General features: G+C 50.3%; 14 protein-coding genes and 1 pseudogene. 5 read left to right on the forward strand and 10 right to left on the reverse strand.

Going from position 1 to position 14,614, the window contains the following annotated elements; translation table 11 throughout:
- The first annotated feature begins 362 nt into the window (after nt 1-362).
- Nucleotides 363-1,361, forward strand: coding sequence for a LacI family DNA-binding transcriptional regulator (locus DWX59_RS07270; RefSeq protein ID WP_117557609.1), 999 nt, complete (start codon nt 363-365; stop codon nt 1,359-1,361).
- A 62-nt stretch (nt 1,362-1,423) separates the two neighbouring features.
- Here the strand turns inward: DWX59_RS07270 and DWX59_RS07275 are convergent, their stop codons facing one another.
- From DWX59_RS07275 to DWX59_RS28995, 6 genes and pseudogenes are all read right to left on the reverse strand, one after another.
- Nucleotides 1,424-3,310 (reverse strand): thioredoxin domain-containing protein, encoded by a 1,887-nt coding sequence (locus DWX59_RS07275; RefSeq protein WP_117557611.1) that lies wholly within the window; start codon nt 3,308-3,310, stop codon nt 1,424-1,426.
- A 38-nt stretch (nt 3,311-3,348) separates the two neighbouring features.
- A complete protein-coding gene (locus DWX59_RS07280) occupies nt 3,349-3,558 on the reverse strand; it encodes a DUF255 domain-containing protein (protein ID WP_235844948.1) in 210 nt (69 codons plus the stop codon).
- A 119-nt stretch (nt 3,559-3,677) separates the two neighbouring features.
- Nucleotides 3,678-4,529, reverse strand: coding sequence for a TrmH family RNA methyltransferase (locus DWX59_RS07285; protein ID WP_117557616.1), 852 nt, complete (start codon nt 4,527-4,529; stop codon nt 3,678-3,680).
- Between the two features lie 76 nt (nt 4,530-4,605).
- The gene (locus DWX59_RS07290) at nt 4,606-6,090 is read right to left on the reverse strand and encodes an AAA family ATPase (RefSeq protein WP_117557618.1); all 1,485 of its coding nucleotides are present in this window, start codon (nt 6,088-6,090) and stop codon (nt 4,606-4,608) included.
- A gap of 58 nt (nt 6,091-6,148) precedes the next feature.
- Nucleotides 6,149-6,682 (reverse strand): annotated as a pseudogene (locus tag DWX59_RS07295) (methyl-accepting chemotaxis protein); the annotation flags it as partial.
- Nucleotides 6,612-6,908 (reverse strand): hypothetical protein, encoded by a 297-nt coding sequence (locus DWX59_RS28995; RefSeq protein WP_207660415.1) that lies wholly within the window; start codon nt 6,906-6,908, stop codon nt 6,612-6,614. The pseudogene DWX59_RS07295 and the gene DWX59_RS28995, both read right to left, overlap by 71 nt.
- 347 nt (nt 6,909-7,255) lie before the next feature.
- On the opposite strand from DWX59_RS28995, the gene DWX59_RS07300 reads away from it, so the two are divergent.
- A complete protein-coding gene (locus DWX59_RS07300; RefSeq protein ID WP_008717240.1) occupies nt 7,256-7,459 on the forward strand; it encodes a cold-shock protein in 204 nt (67 codons plus the stop codon).
- Between the two features lie 111 nt (nt 7,460-7,570).
- Nucleotides 7,571-8,071 carry a CarD family transcriptional regulator gene (locus DWX59_RS07305; RefSeq protein WP_117557620.1) on the forward strand — a complete coding sequence of 167 codons (501 nt, stop codon included), beginning with the start codon at nt 7,571-7,573 and terminating at the stop codon, nt 8,069-8,071.
- 142 nt (nt 8,072-8,213) lie between these two features.
- Here DWX59_RS07305 and DWX59_RS07310 read toward each other — a convergent pair whose 3' ends face one another.
- The gene (locus DWX59_RS07310; protein WP_117557622.1) at nt 8,214-8,468 is read right to left on the reverse strand and encodes a PTS sugar transporter subunit IIA domain-containing protein; all 255 of its coding nucleotides are present in this window, start codon (nt 8,466-8,468) and stop codon (nt 8,214-8,216) included.
- 216 nt (nt 8,469-8,684) lie between these two features.
- Between DWX59_RS07310 and DWX59_RS07315 the strand changes: the two genes are divergently transcribed.
- The gene (locus DWX59_RS07315) at nt 8,685-8,939 is read left to right on the forward strand and encodes an IS110 family transposase (RefSeq protein WP_227116571.1); all 255 of its coding nucleotides are present in this window, start codon (nt 8,685-8,687) and stop codon (nt 8,937-8,939) included.
- Nucleotides 8,940-9,103: 164 nt separating this feature from the next.
- On the forward strand, nt 9,104-9,364 hold the full coding sequence (locus tag DWX59_RS07320; protein ID WP_117557624.1) for a hypothetical protein: 261 nt from the start codon (nt 9,104-9,106) through the stop codon (nt 9,362-9,364).
- Nucleotides 9,365-9,473: 109 nt separating this feature from the next.
- Here the strand turns inward: DWX59_RS07320 and DWX59_RS07325 are convergent, their stop codons facing one another.
- From DWX59_RS07325 to DWX59_RS07335, 3 genes are all read right to left on the reverse strand, one after another.
- Entirely contained in the window at nt 9,474-11,309 is a 1,836-nt protein-coding gene (locus DWX59_RS07325) for an ABC transporter ATP-binding protein (protein WP_117557626.1), read from the reverse strand.
- Between the two features lie 3 nt (nt 11,310-11,312).
- A complete protein-coding gene (locus DWX59_RS07330) occupies nt 11,313-13,139 on the reverse strand; it encodes an ABC transporter ATP-binding protein (RefSeq protein WP_117558004.1) in 1,827 nt (608 codons plus the stop codon).
- A 163-nt stretch (nt 13,140-13,302) separates the two neighbouring features.
- A complete protein-coding gene (locus DWX59_RS07335; RefSeq protein ID WP_117557628.1) occupies nt 13,303-14,595 on the reverse strand; it encodes a GntP family permease in 1,293 nt (430 codons plus the stop codon).
- Between the last annotated feature and the right edge of the window lie 19 nt (nt 14,596-14,614).

Here is a 14,614-nt window from a genome sequence, read left to right on the forward strand (position 1 = left end):
GCATATGTCCCAGATGGCTGTCAATAAAATATCGACACGAATTTATATTTTATTTTTCATTTCTATATTAGTCCCTTCAAGGAAAATGCGCCTAATTTTTGTATATATTTTATATATAATTGTTTTTAAACGCAATTATATAAACAAATTAGTCAATTCATATTCTGTTTTCCCATTTTATATCCGCACTGTGATGCGTGTCCATTTCACGATATCACTCTAAAATCCCCATTTGTATATACTCGAGTTTATAAAAAACCGAACAATCATCTGGCGCAAACTTTAAAACTATGATAAAATAAATTGGGAAAATATCCAGGTACTTTCAATAGTCCCAAACAGGTTAGAAAGCGAGTATATCCATGAGGCAGAGGGTCACACGTAATGATGTTGCGAAACTGGCAGGAGTTTCCCCGGCCGTTGTTTCATATGTGATTAATGATTCAAATTATGTCAGCCAGGAAAAACGGGAGGCTGTCCTGAAAGCTGTAAAAGAGCTTGAATACACCCCCAATGTTTTTGCTAAAAGCCTTAGGACCAACCGTTCCAACCAGATTGCACTGGTTGGGGATACCTTACAGGCAGAATTATATGAAGAGCTTTCGGCTCAGTTATTCCAAAAGGGGTTTTTCTCCTGTCTGTTTTACAGCCAGAAGGAAGATACTTTCATTAACAGGCTCATAGAAGGACGGTTCGCCGCCATATTCATGGCGAGCAATGCCTTTACGGCTGAACAGCTGAACCGGATTGTCCAGAACGGCATCCCCCTGATATTATATCAGAGCCGCGAATATATAGGCCTTGATCCAAGGATTGTCATCCGGGCTCCTGATATATATAACGATGTGAAACAGATATTAAACTATTTAATCATGAAGGGGCATAGGCGGATTGCTTTCGTTGCCCCGTTAAAATACAGGGCAGCCGGGGCTGACGGCGATGATTTCCGGGCAAGGGCGTATTCAGAAACCCTCCGGTCCAATCAAATCCAGGTCAATCCGGATTTCTTCTGCAGGCATACGCAGTCCGAGGCAAGCCTTCTGGAAGATGTGGTTTATATCATGACCTCCTACAATGCCAGTGAACGCCCAACCGCATTTGTTGCCAGCGATGACCATATGGCTGCCCAGGTCATGCAATGTATCAGGAAACTGAATCTGCGCATACCCGATGATATTGCCATTGTGGGATCAGGAAATATTGCCAGTTCCCAGATAACAACCCCTGAGTTAACCACCATTGACAGCGGAATCCCGGACTTTGCATCCGAAGTTGCGGATGCATTGTTTTGTATGGCCAACGGTGAAACGCCGGAGGACCGTCTGTACAAAGGCAGGCTGATTATCCGGGGGAGCACGTAAGCCTTGCGGAGGTTCCTCCCCCCGCAAGGGAGGTTTCGCCCCCTGCTGGGGAGGTTCCGCTCCTACAGCTTATCCACGATTGCTCCCAGCTCCGTAACCGGCGGCATACAATTGCTGCCGCTGCAAAGGTAAAACATTGCCCCCTTCCCAGGCAGCGGGTAATCCCTGGTATAAGGGGCCAGTTCCCCAAGCGCCTGTGCATTGTCTTCTGTCTTTACCGTCACCGACAATCCAGGCGTGGTCTGCGCCAGATATCCTAGCCTGGCCAACAGCCGCATCCGCCCTTCACCGCCATAAGACGGGGACAGGACACACACCAGTTCTTTTGTTGGATACAGCACATCCATCATGACCAGCAGCCCATAGCTGTGTCCCGGAGGATATCCGGCCATGGCGCCGGCCAGATAGTGAAGCTGCTTATCCAGTATCTCCTGCCATTTTGTCTGTCCGGTAATCTGGGTCAGCTGCTGCAGCACACGGGCAGCCGCAGAATTCCCCGAGGGCACGGCTCCGTCATACGCTTCCTTTGTCCTTACGATCAGCTGCTCCCCGTCCTCTGCGTACAGGTAGAAACCGCCGCGTTCCCGGTCAAAGAACTGCCGGACCATGATGTCTGCCCAGCCAACTGCCTGCTTCAGGTAATCCGTCTCAAATGTGACCCTGTACAGTTCCAGTAATGCCAGTGCATAACAGGCATAGTCGTCCAGTTTTCCCTGGCCCGCAGCATCCCCGTCCCGGTAGCGCACCAGCAGACGCCCGTCCTTTACAAGATGTGTTCTGATAAATGCCTCTGCCCCCGCAGCCATGTCCACATACTTCCTCATGCCCAGCACTGCCCCTGCCATTGCACAGGCGCATATCATCCATCCGTTCCATGAGACCAGGATCTTATCATCCTTGTGGAGACGCGCCCTGCGGATGCGGTAATCATATAACTTCCTGCAGCATGTCTGAACATCCATTCCCGCCCCAGGGGACGCTTCTCCTCCGGCAGCCTCAAAATCCTCATTTTCCAACAGGTTCGGTATATTCCTTCCTTCAAAGTTCCCTTTCCCGGTAATCCCATATTGACTGCAAAAGGCATCTCCCCTGTCCGGCCCCAGAACCTGCCTGATTTCCTCTGGCGTAAACACATAATACCTGCCTTCCACACCATCGCTGTCCGCATCCTGCCCGCAGTAGAAACCGCCGCCGCCATGGGTCAGCTCTGCTTCCACATAACCAAGGATCCGTTGTACCACATATCCATACAGGCCGCGCCCGGTGAGGCCGTATGCCTTTGCATAGGCCATTGCCAGCAGGGCATTGTCATAGAGCATTTTCTCAAAATGGGGCACCAGCCATTGTTCATCCGTGGAATATCTGGAAAACCCTCCGCCAATATGGTCAAAAATCCCTCCTCTGTACATCTGTGTCAGGGTAGACCCTGCCATGTCCACTGCCTTTGGCTGATTTTCCCTTACACCGTATTCCATTAAAAACATAAGATTATGGGGCGTGGGGAACTTAGGCGCCTGGCCAAAGCCCCCGTTCCTTTTATCAAAGCTGTCCGCAAACAGCCTGAAGGCCCGGTGCACCACTTCCAACCCCGGTTTTGCCTGTACATCCGCCTGTTCCTGTTCCTTTAGGAATGCCTCTATCTGAGCGGCGCCTTTAAGGAGCCGCTCCCTTCCCTCCTTCCACTGCGCAGACACAGCGGCCAGCAGTTCCTCCAGTCCCACCCTGCCATACCGCGCTTTGGGCGGAAAATAGGTCCCGGAAAAAAACGGCCTGCAGTCAGGGGTCATGAGGATGGTCAATGGCCATCCTCCCTGCCCGTTCATGGCCTGGCACACTGACATGTATACTGAATCCACATCCGGCCGTTCCTCCCGGTCCACCTTGATACAGATATAGTCCCTGTTTAAAATCCTGGCAATCCCATCATCTTCAAAGGACTCCCGTTCCATCACATGGCACCAGTGACACGTACTTTTCCTGCAGACCGTCAGCTATACCCAATAGATAGGAAAACAGGTTTATCTTCCGACCTTGCTTTCTCAAATGCTTCCTCCCCCCACGGATACCACTGCACCGGGTTATATGCGTGCTGCAGCAGATAGGGTGATTTTTCATTGATTAACCTATTGGGTTTATTCTTATGATTGTCCACGGGACCACCTCCTTTCTCAGAAAAAGGATATGTCTGCAGCTGCATACATATCCTTTTTGTCTTATTTGGTATTGTTTTTTCTCAGTTAGCTTCCCCGTTTTGGCCATGAAATATTCCCGGCCGGAAATGCAGCTGTCCTTTTGCAGTGAATCCGCTGCCTGTGTTCATTTCCCCCATTCCCCATCCTCACGGAAAGACCTCCCAATCTGCCAGAACGCAACCGCGCTTGCCGCCGCAACATTTAAGGAATCCACGCCGTGGGACATGGGAATCCGGACCGTGTAATCGCAGTCCGCAATGGTTCCTTGCGACAGCCCGTCCCCTTCCGTACCCAGGATGAGCGCCAGTTTGTCTTCCGCCGTCAGCCTTGCATCGTCAATACAGATGGAATCATCGCTAAGAGCCATTGCCGCCGTCTTAAATCCCAGTCCGCGCAGCCGGCTGATTCCCGGCCCGGGCCAGGAGGACCGACTGTCCAGGATGGTCCACGGGATTTGGAACACAGTCCCCATGCTTACCCGTATGGCACGGCGGTACAGCGGATTGCTGCAGGCGGCTGTCAGCAGGACGGCATCCATGCCCAGGGCGGCCGCTGAGCGGAAAACAGCCCCGATGTTGGTGGGATTCATGACATCTTCCAGCACCACGATCCGGCGGGCGCCCGCGCAGATATCCTCTAAGCCCGGCAGCTGCGGGCGGTACATGGCGCACAGCATGCCCCGGGTCAGGTGGAATCCGGTAAGCTGCGTCAGCACGTGGAATTCAGCGGTATAAACAGGTACCTCCCCGCAGCGCCGTATGATTTCCCTGGCCTGCGTCCCTGCGTGCTTTGTTTCCATCAGCAGGGATATGGGGACACATCCCGCGTCCAGGGCACGCTCAATGACCTTCGGGCTTTCCGCAATGAAAATCCCCTTCTCCGGCTCATGGCGGTTTAAAAGCTGCGCTTCCGTGAGCCGGGCGTAGATATCCAGCTCCGGCGCGGAAAAATCCGTTATTTCAATGATATTTGCCATAAACGTTCTCCTGATCCATGGTCTGTCAGATATCCGGGGCAATCCGGCATATGGACGCCGGGCAGCCCTGGTCCTTCTATCCCAGAAGTCCGCGCACCATCCCTGCATCAAAGGTGACGGATGATACATGGTTTACCTCTATCTGGTAAAGGGCGTTGGCAGCCATGTGCTCCGCCGCCTGCTCCAAATCCCGGATACCCGTGGTATTGGAGTATTTTTCAATCACCGCGTCAACGGCATCCGGGGGCACCACACATTCCTGTTCATCCAGGCCCATGCGCCTGAGCACCTTGGGCAGGGAATAGTTTGAGAAAATGATCTTCTTTTCCTCTGACGTATAATCCGGGATGTCAATCACTGCAAAACGGGACATGAGGGGCGCGCTGATCTGGCTCTTATCGTTGGCAGTGGCAATGGGATAAACGCCTCCCGTGGGAATCATGCACTCAATATAATTATCCGTAAATCCCAGATTGTCAAGAAGGGTCAGCAGGACATCCGCCGGATTGCTGCTGCCCTTGCCCGAGGACGCCTTGTCCAGCTCATTGATAATGAAAACAAGGTTGGATTCCCCTGCCATGGAGAATGCCTCCATGATGATTCCCGGCTTTGCATTGGTATAGATGCGGGAACTGCCTGTGAGCTGTTCCGAATCATTGATGGAACTCATATCAAGGGTTGTCCACGGAAGCTTCAGGATGCGGGCCACCGCGTATGCAATCTGCGATTTACCGGTTCCCGCAGGTCCTACCAGCAGCATGCCGTATGCGGGAAGGGTATGGGTACGGTTAATCTGTATAATGGTCTCAATAATCCTCTGCTTCACCCGTTCCATGCCGTAAAGCTCCTCATCCAGGATGCGGCGGGCCTCCCTGGGGTCAATGGACTCAAAATAATTATTTTTCCACTGGATGTTCATCATGATGGAAAGGGCCCGCTGTGCATGGCGTCTTTCTTCCGGGGTGACTTCGTGGGAACGGGCCACTGCAAGGTTCCTTCTGGCCCAAAGGCGGATATTGTCCGGAAGCGTCCTGCCGGCGCAGTTCATGAAATCCGAGATGCTCTGCAGGCTGGTCAGCTTCATATTGTCGCCGCCTTCCTCCTGTTCCTCCTCTTCCAGCTCCTCTGCCGGCGCGCTGCTTGCCAGCAGCCTGTCTATCATGAACTGGAGAAAACCGTCCTCGGCAGAAAGCTTGGTCCCGCCCCCAAAGGCCACCTCACGTATCTTATAAACCGCATACCCTTCTTCCCGGTTCTGGCCGGACAGACGGACGCTTATGTGGTTCTCCCCCAGCCACTTAAGAAGGCTGATGAAACGGGCGTCAACCTGCAGGATATCCGCCGGATAGGTTCCGTCCTTCTCCTTGAATTCAAAAGCGGTCTGTCTGGCCTGGTTGGCAAACACACCGCAGGAATGATGTTTCCACTCCCGCCTGCTGTTATCCAGGACCAGCATGGGCCTCTCCGGCGTGGCGGCCTTTTCATTGGAATGCAGCACCGTGTATGTGCATACGCACTCCTGTTTCTTATCTGGTGTATTGTTGAAATCAAATACCGGCATGATATGAATCCTCCCTCACTGTCTTTCACTTTCTTAAGACAGGTATATCCTTCCTGTCTTAAAGGTTTTCCGGTTTCAGCCGGAACTGCCCTGCCAGTTCTTTCAGGAACTGGGCCTGGGCCGACAGTTCCCCGCTGGCAGCCGCGCTTTCTTCCGCTGTTGCGGAATTGGTCTGCACCACATCGGAAATCTGGCCCATTCCCTTTTCAATCTGGCGGAGCGAAAGGGCCTGCTGTCTGGAGGAGGCGGCAATCCGCCCCACGCTCCCGGTCACAAGCCGGACACTCTCAAGCACCATCCCAAGGGAGCGGGCGGTCTCATCCGCAATATCCGGACCGGCCTGTACCGTGTCCAGGGACGTGGCAATCAATGCTGCCGTATTCTTAGACGCCTCGGATGATCTGATTGCAAGATTGCGTATCTCCTCCGCGACCACGGAAAATCCTTTCCCGGCCTCACCTGCCCTTGCCGCTTCCACAGCCGCATTCAGGGCCAGGATATTGGTCTGGAACGCTATGCCGTCAATTGTCTTGATTATCTTGCCAATTTCGCGGGAACTGCTGCTTATGGCGGCCATCATATCCCGCATCCTGCATCCGTTCAAAATTAGAGTTTATGATATTGGCGCTGCCCTTTACAAGGAACGGGCCGTCGTAAAATATCTCAATCTGGCGGTTTAAGCTTACCAGGCTGATGATACTCACCGCGGTTCCCGCAACAAGTAAAATAAGCAATACCGCATATGATATAACCAGTTTTTTCCAAGCTTCATATCCTTCATTATGTACTGTCTCCTGCCAGATTATATTCAGCCCCATCAACCGGATTGCTTTGGACTGCTTTCCCTAAACATATATCATACCGACATAAGTATAACAAAGCATTGGGAAAATATCAACCGGAGGCGGCAGCGAATGTGTTAGCAGGCAAGGAGATTGGCTTAGTTTAAAGGCAAGCCGGACCATTAATGGATATTCCGCTGTTTTCAGAAATAATATTATTATCCTTGACAAAGTTCTAAAAGTAAAGTATACTTGAAAAGTATTTTCTATAAGATTTTGATTTCACATGTTTTTGTAAGTCATTATTCCTATGATGGTTTACAAAAATATGTGATTTTTTTATTTTATATAAAATCATATTATAATATTAGGAGGTATCTTTCATGAATAAAGGTACAGTAAAATGGTTTAACTCACAAAAAGGATTTGGTTTTATTACGAACGCAGAAAACGGCGAGGACATCTTTGTCCACTTTTCCGGAATTGCTACCGATGGCTTTAAATCACTGGATGACGGTCAGTCCGTCACATTTGACATTACCAACGGCAACCGCGGCCTGCAGGCAGTCAACGTCTGCGCAGCGTAATTTTAAGATATTGGTCAGGCAGATGTTCCGGCGGTCCTGCATGTAAAAAACGCAAGATTCAACAATACCCGTTAACTTGTTTGGACAGGATTTGTCCAGAAAGGTGGCAGCTTGTTTGAAAAAGGAGATTTTATTGTTTATGGAACCGTGGGTGTTTGCCAGGTAGATGATATATCAAAGACTGATTTTTCAGATAATGATAAATTATACTATCGTTTAATACCAAAATTCGAAGCTAACCGGACAATCTGCATCCCTGTAGACACCACCAAGGTTATGATGCGTTCCATCATGACCAGGCGGGAGGCGCAGACTTTCATACAGTCCTGGCCCAATGTCAAGTGCAAAGGGTATCGGAATGATAAGGAACGCCCTCTGGTTTACAAGCAGGTCTTCCAATCCGGAAGCTGTACGGAACTGGCCGCCATGATTAAGGAAATCCTGCAGATGGAGCAATCCCGCAAAAGCAGGGGAAGCGTTTTGAACATCCGCGAAAAAGATGGTGTGAAAACAGCCCGGAAGCTGCTCTTTGGCGAATTGGCAGCAGCGCTGGATATCGGACCCGACACGGTGCCCGCTTATATACACAATGTGACCGGCTGTGCCTGTTAAGCGCGTTCCATGTCCCGGTGCAGCATACTGCCAGACCGGGACATGGGAAAGGCAGACTATGCGGAAAAGATAAACAGCAAAAACAGTGTCCAAGAGGAATTACCGGATTTATATGAAGCAGATATCGGCATGGCCGGGGCGTTTAAAACACCCCGGCCATTTCCATCCCTGATTGCAGGATGTCCTGAACACTTTCTTCCCATCCGTTTCCCTCATGCTGCTCAGGAAACTGTAATCTCATGACGCACTCCACCAGCATTGCCAGATTTGTTCCGTATATGACCGAACAGTTTTCCATGGCAGATTTTATTACCGCCGCATTCTTAAAGGGGGAACCTCCCAGAATATCCGTCAGAAACAGTATGGAGCCGCGGCCCTGATTTTCCTTTTGCGCCAAATACCCCGCTCATCCTGATTCCATCTATACAGTCAACAGTTACATTTTCATAAGCAGCCTGGCACTTATGGCACCTTCCGCTCACACAGAAGCTGCATCCCCAGCCGCAGCACCAGCAGAAAAGGCTGGGTGAATGCTCATAACGCGAGGTTGCGGTCACCATATGCAGCGCAGGATAAACCTTCACTAATCCTGATTGGAAAGGAGCGTAATGACATGGTTAAAATCAACTATATGTCCACTTTGTTCATTGGTATTGATGTAAGTTCAAAATCCAACGTTGTTTGCGCCATGGACTTTGATGAGAACCGATACATTTCCTCATCCTTTAAAAACAATCAGCCTGGCGCTGATGAGCTTGCCGGTATGATTGCCAGCTGTATGGTCCATCACAAAAACCTTAATACATATGATTGCTTCTCCAATAAGGAACTGGTTTATAATATTATTATCTTATTCGGAACAAAATAAAAACTGCCTGACGGGGGGTGGCCGGCCTTGCCGGCTCCCATACATCAGGCAGTCTCAATGTATTGATTATGGATTACTTTTCGTCTATACTAAAGATAGATACAATGTGGCGTCTGCCGGACCCGCGGCAGGTCATGGATTAAACCAGGTCAGGAGGTACCGTCATGAAGGATAAACTAAAATCGGTTTTCAATTCCGGGAAAGCAATGTCTGTTGTAAACCTGCTTTTCCTCTTATCCTTGCTGATTCCCAACAGAGGGATTATTTTCATTGCCTGTACGGCATGGATTGGGTACCTTGTTTATTCCATCAGGAATACCTCATCCATAGTGGTCAAGGCTGCCAACGGGGTATTCATTGCCCTGGCTGTTCTTATGATTGCAGTCAACCTGTACTTCCTGCTGGAATATCATGGTGCTGGTTGAACCAGGGCGTGTTCCTATGAATCGGTTTCTTTGGCACAGTATTTATATTCCGGACTCCGGTTCCAAAGGACCGGCAGCTTATTCTACACGAATGGGTTTTTACCAGGTTTTACATGTTTCCGGCATATATCTTCATGGCAGCCTCTTCTTCAAACTGCCTGGAATACAGTTCATAATAGTATCCCTTTTTATCCAGCAGTTCCAGGTGTGTGCCCTGCTCAATGATTTTCCCGTCCTTCACAACCAATATAAGGTCTGCCTGGCGGATTGTGGATAAACGGTGTGCAATCACAAAAGACGTATGTCCTTTCAGCAGATGGTCCGTTGCTTCCTGAATCAGCTTTTCCGTCTGTGTATCAATGGAGGATGTGGCTTCATCCAGGACAAAGATGGCAGGATTGGCTAAAACCGCCCGCGCAAATGAAATCAGCTGCTTCTCCCCGGTGGACAGCAGTCCTCCGCTTTCGCCCACATCGCTGTCATATCCCTTTTCCATCTTCATGACAACCTTATCCGCAGACACGTTCTCCGCCGCCGCTTCAATCTCTTCGTCCGTTGCATCCAGACGGCCGTATCTTATGTTCTCCCTCACGGTTCCTGAAAACAGATGGGGATTTTGCAGCACATAGCCGATCTGGCTGTGAAGCCACAGCTGGGACCGTTCCCGGTAATCCACGCCGTCAATCAATATCCTTCCCCTGGTGGGTTCAAAGAACCTGCCCACAAGATTCACAAGGGTGGATTTCCCTGCCCCGGTCTCGCCCACAATGGCAATATTCATGCCCGCGGGCACATGAAGGTTAAAATGCTCCAATACATATTCCTTGCCGTCCGGATACATGAAGGAAACATCCTCAAACACAATATCCCCCTTGATTTTCTCCCAATTGTCCTTATTGGGCGAAAAGGTGTCCCCGTACTTCAAAAGCACATCGGGCCGGTCCACCACATGGGGCTTCTGCTCCAGCAGGTCCATCACCCTTTCGATGTTCGCCTGGCAGGAAATCAGGTCTGCCAGCAGCCTGGCCAGCTGCTGAATCGGTTCAAATATGACAAGGGCATAGGAGATGAACACAGACAATGTGCCGAGTTTTATGAGATTTTCCTGCACCATATAGCCGCCCTTTGCCAAGACCACCGCCGAGGCCACTGAGCTAAAAAACAGGATGGCCGGGATATAGACCGCATTCAGCTTCGCTGAACGGACGGCCGCCAGGTGCATATCCGATGTCTTTTCAAAGAAGCGTTTCTCATTGTCCCGTTCAATGACCATGCTCTTTGACGTCTTGACCCCGGTAATCCCTTCATTGTAGGCGCTTGTGATCTGGGAATTAATCCTCCTTACCTTCCGGTTCCACTTAAGGATCCGGTTCTGGAAATACACGGTCAGCAGGGCAATGCAGGGAACAATCATAGTGATGATAAGGGCCAGCCGCGCATTCAGGATGAACATGATGATGAACACGCTGATGACATAAATAAAGGCCCAGAACATATCCACCAGTCCCCACGCTATCATTCCGGCAATCCTTAAGGTGTCGCTCATCACCCTGGCATGGATATATCCCACAGGGGTGGTATTGTAATAGGAAAATGATAAGGTCTGCAGATGTTGGAACTGCGCCCTTTTTAAATCTTTTCCCACATTCATCTCAATGGAGGTGGCCGCATGGACCGACAGATAGACGCAGACGGTCTGGGATGCAATGACCAGAATGTATACCAGGGCAAATACCCCAAGCCCGTCTAAACGGTCCGGTATGATAAACGTGTCAATGGCATAGCTTTGGAACAGCGGTACCAGGATATCCACGCCTGCCAGCAGGATATTAAGTCCCAGGGTGATTGCAAAAAATTTTTTATATGGTTTAAAAAACGGAAACAGTTTCATCCATATCCTGAAGCTGAAAGGATTGTTATATTCCTGTTCTTCGTATGCTGCCATCTGTCATCCCTCCATCTTCTCTCTGTCGTCGCGGCTCATCTGTATTTCATAAATCCTGCGGTAAATCCCATTTCGCTGTATCAGCTCTTCATGGGTCCCGCATTCTTCTATCCTGCCCTGGCTGAGCACCATGATTTCATCCGCACCCATCAGGGATGTGACCCTGTGGGATATGAGGATGACCGTTGCCTCCCTCATATGTTCCTTCAGCGCGCGGCGGATCTCATAATCCGTCTGGGAATCCACAGCTGATAACGAGTCATCGAATATCATGATGGGTGTTCTGCGAAGCAGCATCCTTGCAATGGCAATCCGCTGCTTCTGCCCTCCGGACAAAGTGACCCCGCGCTCCCCCACAAGGGTCTCATATCCGTCCGGGAATCCCATGATGGCTTCGTCAACACACGCAATCCGCGCAGCATGGCGGATTTCCTCCATGGTTGCATCCGGTACCGAAGCCGCTATGTTTTCACGGATTGACCTGGAGTAAAGAAATGGCTCCTGCAGCACCATCCCGATGTTTCTCCTAAGTTCTTCAATGGGGATATCCTGTATTTTCCTGCTGCCGATATAAATACAGCCCCCTTTATCCTCCAGCTCATACAGCCTTGAAAGGAGCTGGATGATGGTAGACTTCCCGCTTCCCGTTCCGCCTAACACCCCAAAGGTCCTGCCCTGGGGCACTGTAAATGAAATATCCCGCAGCACTTCCTTGCCTTCCTCATATCCAAACGTCACATGCTGAAAGGAAATATCATACCTGCCGCCGGACATCCCGGCTTCCTTCCCATCGGCTTCCTTCCCATCGGCTTCTTCCCCATAGGCTTCTTCCCCATAGGCTTCTTCCCGGGAACGGATGATATAGTCCACGCGCTCAAAAGAAACGCCTGCTTTACTCATATCCGAAAGGATACGACCCAGGCCGCGGATGGGCCATACAAGGGTGGAATTGTATGCTGCAAATGCAATAAACTCACCTACTGAGATAGCGCCGTTTACTGCTTGTGCCACCCCGAAAATAATCACCGCAACCACCTGAAGCCCCGTTATCAGGTCGCCAATCCCCCAATACAGCCCAGACAAGGTGCCCAGCCGGATCCACAGGCTGGCAAAGGCCTTATTCTTCTCATCAAACCGCTCCATCTCAAATTGTTCCCGGCCAAATGCCCGGACCACCCGCACCCCTGTGGCATTTTCCTGCACAACGGTGGAAAGTTCCCCCTCTGCCTCATCCGCGATGGTAAACCGCTTTGCTATCAGTTTATAAAACACGGTGGAATAAACGATTACCACCGGTACGAACAGCAGGACCACGCAGGAAAGCTTCACATTCATGGAAAACATCATGGCAAAGGACGTAATCACAAGAAACACGGTGCGGAACACCTCCAAAAGCTGTGTCACCACAAAGCCGCGGATTACTTCCACATCAGAGGTGCACCGTTGGATGATATCCCCTGTCTGGTTCCTGTCATGCCACTTCATCGGCAGCTTCTGTACGTGGATAAATAGCGTATCCCTTAAGTTCTTCGCAAAATTCTCACCTGCTTTGGCCGTGTTGGTACGGCTTATGTAGGTGAATATCCCTGAAGCCACCGCCACGGCCACAATCATCCATGCCAGTTCCCAGAGGTTGCCTGACAGACGTCCTCCCCCGTTCCCGCCCAGTACCTCATCAATGCTGAACCGGAAGATCTGAGGTGTCAGTGCATTTAACACAGTGGATATCAGCGATGCAGCCACCGCTGCCCCGAAATAAACCTTGGACCCCTGAAGGAACCTGAATATTAATTGGATTTTCCTATATCTGGACTTCGTATTTTTCTTCATATTGTTTCCATACCCTTTTCCCATACGAAAAAAGAGACGATTGCTCGCCCCTTTTTTAGGCTTTTCCTTAATGGCGATGACTCACCAATCTGTTACATGTAGTATACATGATGCGCCATTCAAAATCAATAGCTTTTGCAGCCTTAATGCCTGCCCTTAATGCCTACATGACAGGATATAAAACAAATCCTAATAAATCCGCCACAATCAGACACAGCAGGGAACATATGACGGTAGAAACAAAAATAAACTTATAGCTATCCTTTGCAGTAAACCCGCAGGTATCCATTATGGTAATAAGCATTCCGTTGTGGGGGAGACAGCTGAATCCCGCAGTGGCAATGGCTGCAATACGGTGCATGATTTCAGGCTGGATCCCCATGGCCAGGTAAGGGCCGGATAATAAACCCATGGCAACATCGGCCCCGCCTCCCCCATTACCTGTCAGGCTTCCTGCAAATGCCGATGCCACGCTTAAGGAAACCATGGGGTTTAAGGGAAGGGCCGCGATGGCGTCCAATATGACCTTGGCCCCTGAACAGGCAAGGACCGCGCCGCCGAAGCCCACTGATACGGCCGTGGTGACCATGGCGGACCCAACCTTTTTAATCCCTTCATTCACTGTTCCTAATTTATCCGGAAGGTTTTTGCGGCCGATTGCCATGGCCAGGACAGTCCCTGCAAGCACTGCATAGGAAAGGTCCATTCCGAATCCATTGATCAGGACAATAATGAGCAGCATTGGAAGGGCGGATAACCACGGCCTGACACCCGCTTCCGCCTGGAAGCGTTCAATCCGCTCCTGAATGTTTTTATCCGCATCAAAATGTCCGCCTTTTGCCCTTACCCTTGCAAATACGGACCAGAAGTACAGGAACAGGAAACCCATTGCCACAATGGAACAGGCCATTCCCACAACCGGGGCCGCCATTGGCGATGTGCCCAGATACGTGACCGGGATGATATTATTGAGCTGGGCCCCGCCCGGCAGCATGGAAAGCGGGAATGTACAGGAACTGCTCATGATACATGCAGGAATCAGTTTTCTGGGCAGGTCTGCCTTTTGGAAGGTTGCCAGAAAAATAGGGTATACGGTAAAGACGATGACGAATACGCTGACCCCTCCATAGGAAAGCAGCGCCGTTGCCAGCATGGCTCCATAAACAGCATTGCGTTCCCCAAACGCCTTTCCCACCATTTTGGAAAATGACGCTGCCAAAAGCGTTTCCTCCATCACCCTGCCAAACAATGCATTTGTGACAAATACCATAAAATACTTGGCAATGAAGCCCGACATGGAAACCGCATAATGGTCCACCATGAGATTTGTAAACGATATCCCATTGGTAAATGCCAGTACCAGGACGCAGACCATGGTAGCAGGTATCAGGCTGACCCGCCTGTATATCAAAATAATCAATAATAAAATCGCTATAATCACTCCGGCTAAATTCACTGTAACAACTCCTTCTGGG

It is taken from the genome of Enterocloster aldenensis, from assembly GCF_003434055.1.
Classification (GTDB): domain Bacteria; phylum Bacillota; class Clostridia; order Lachnospirales; family Lachnospiraceae; genus Enterocloster; species Enterocloster aldenensis.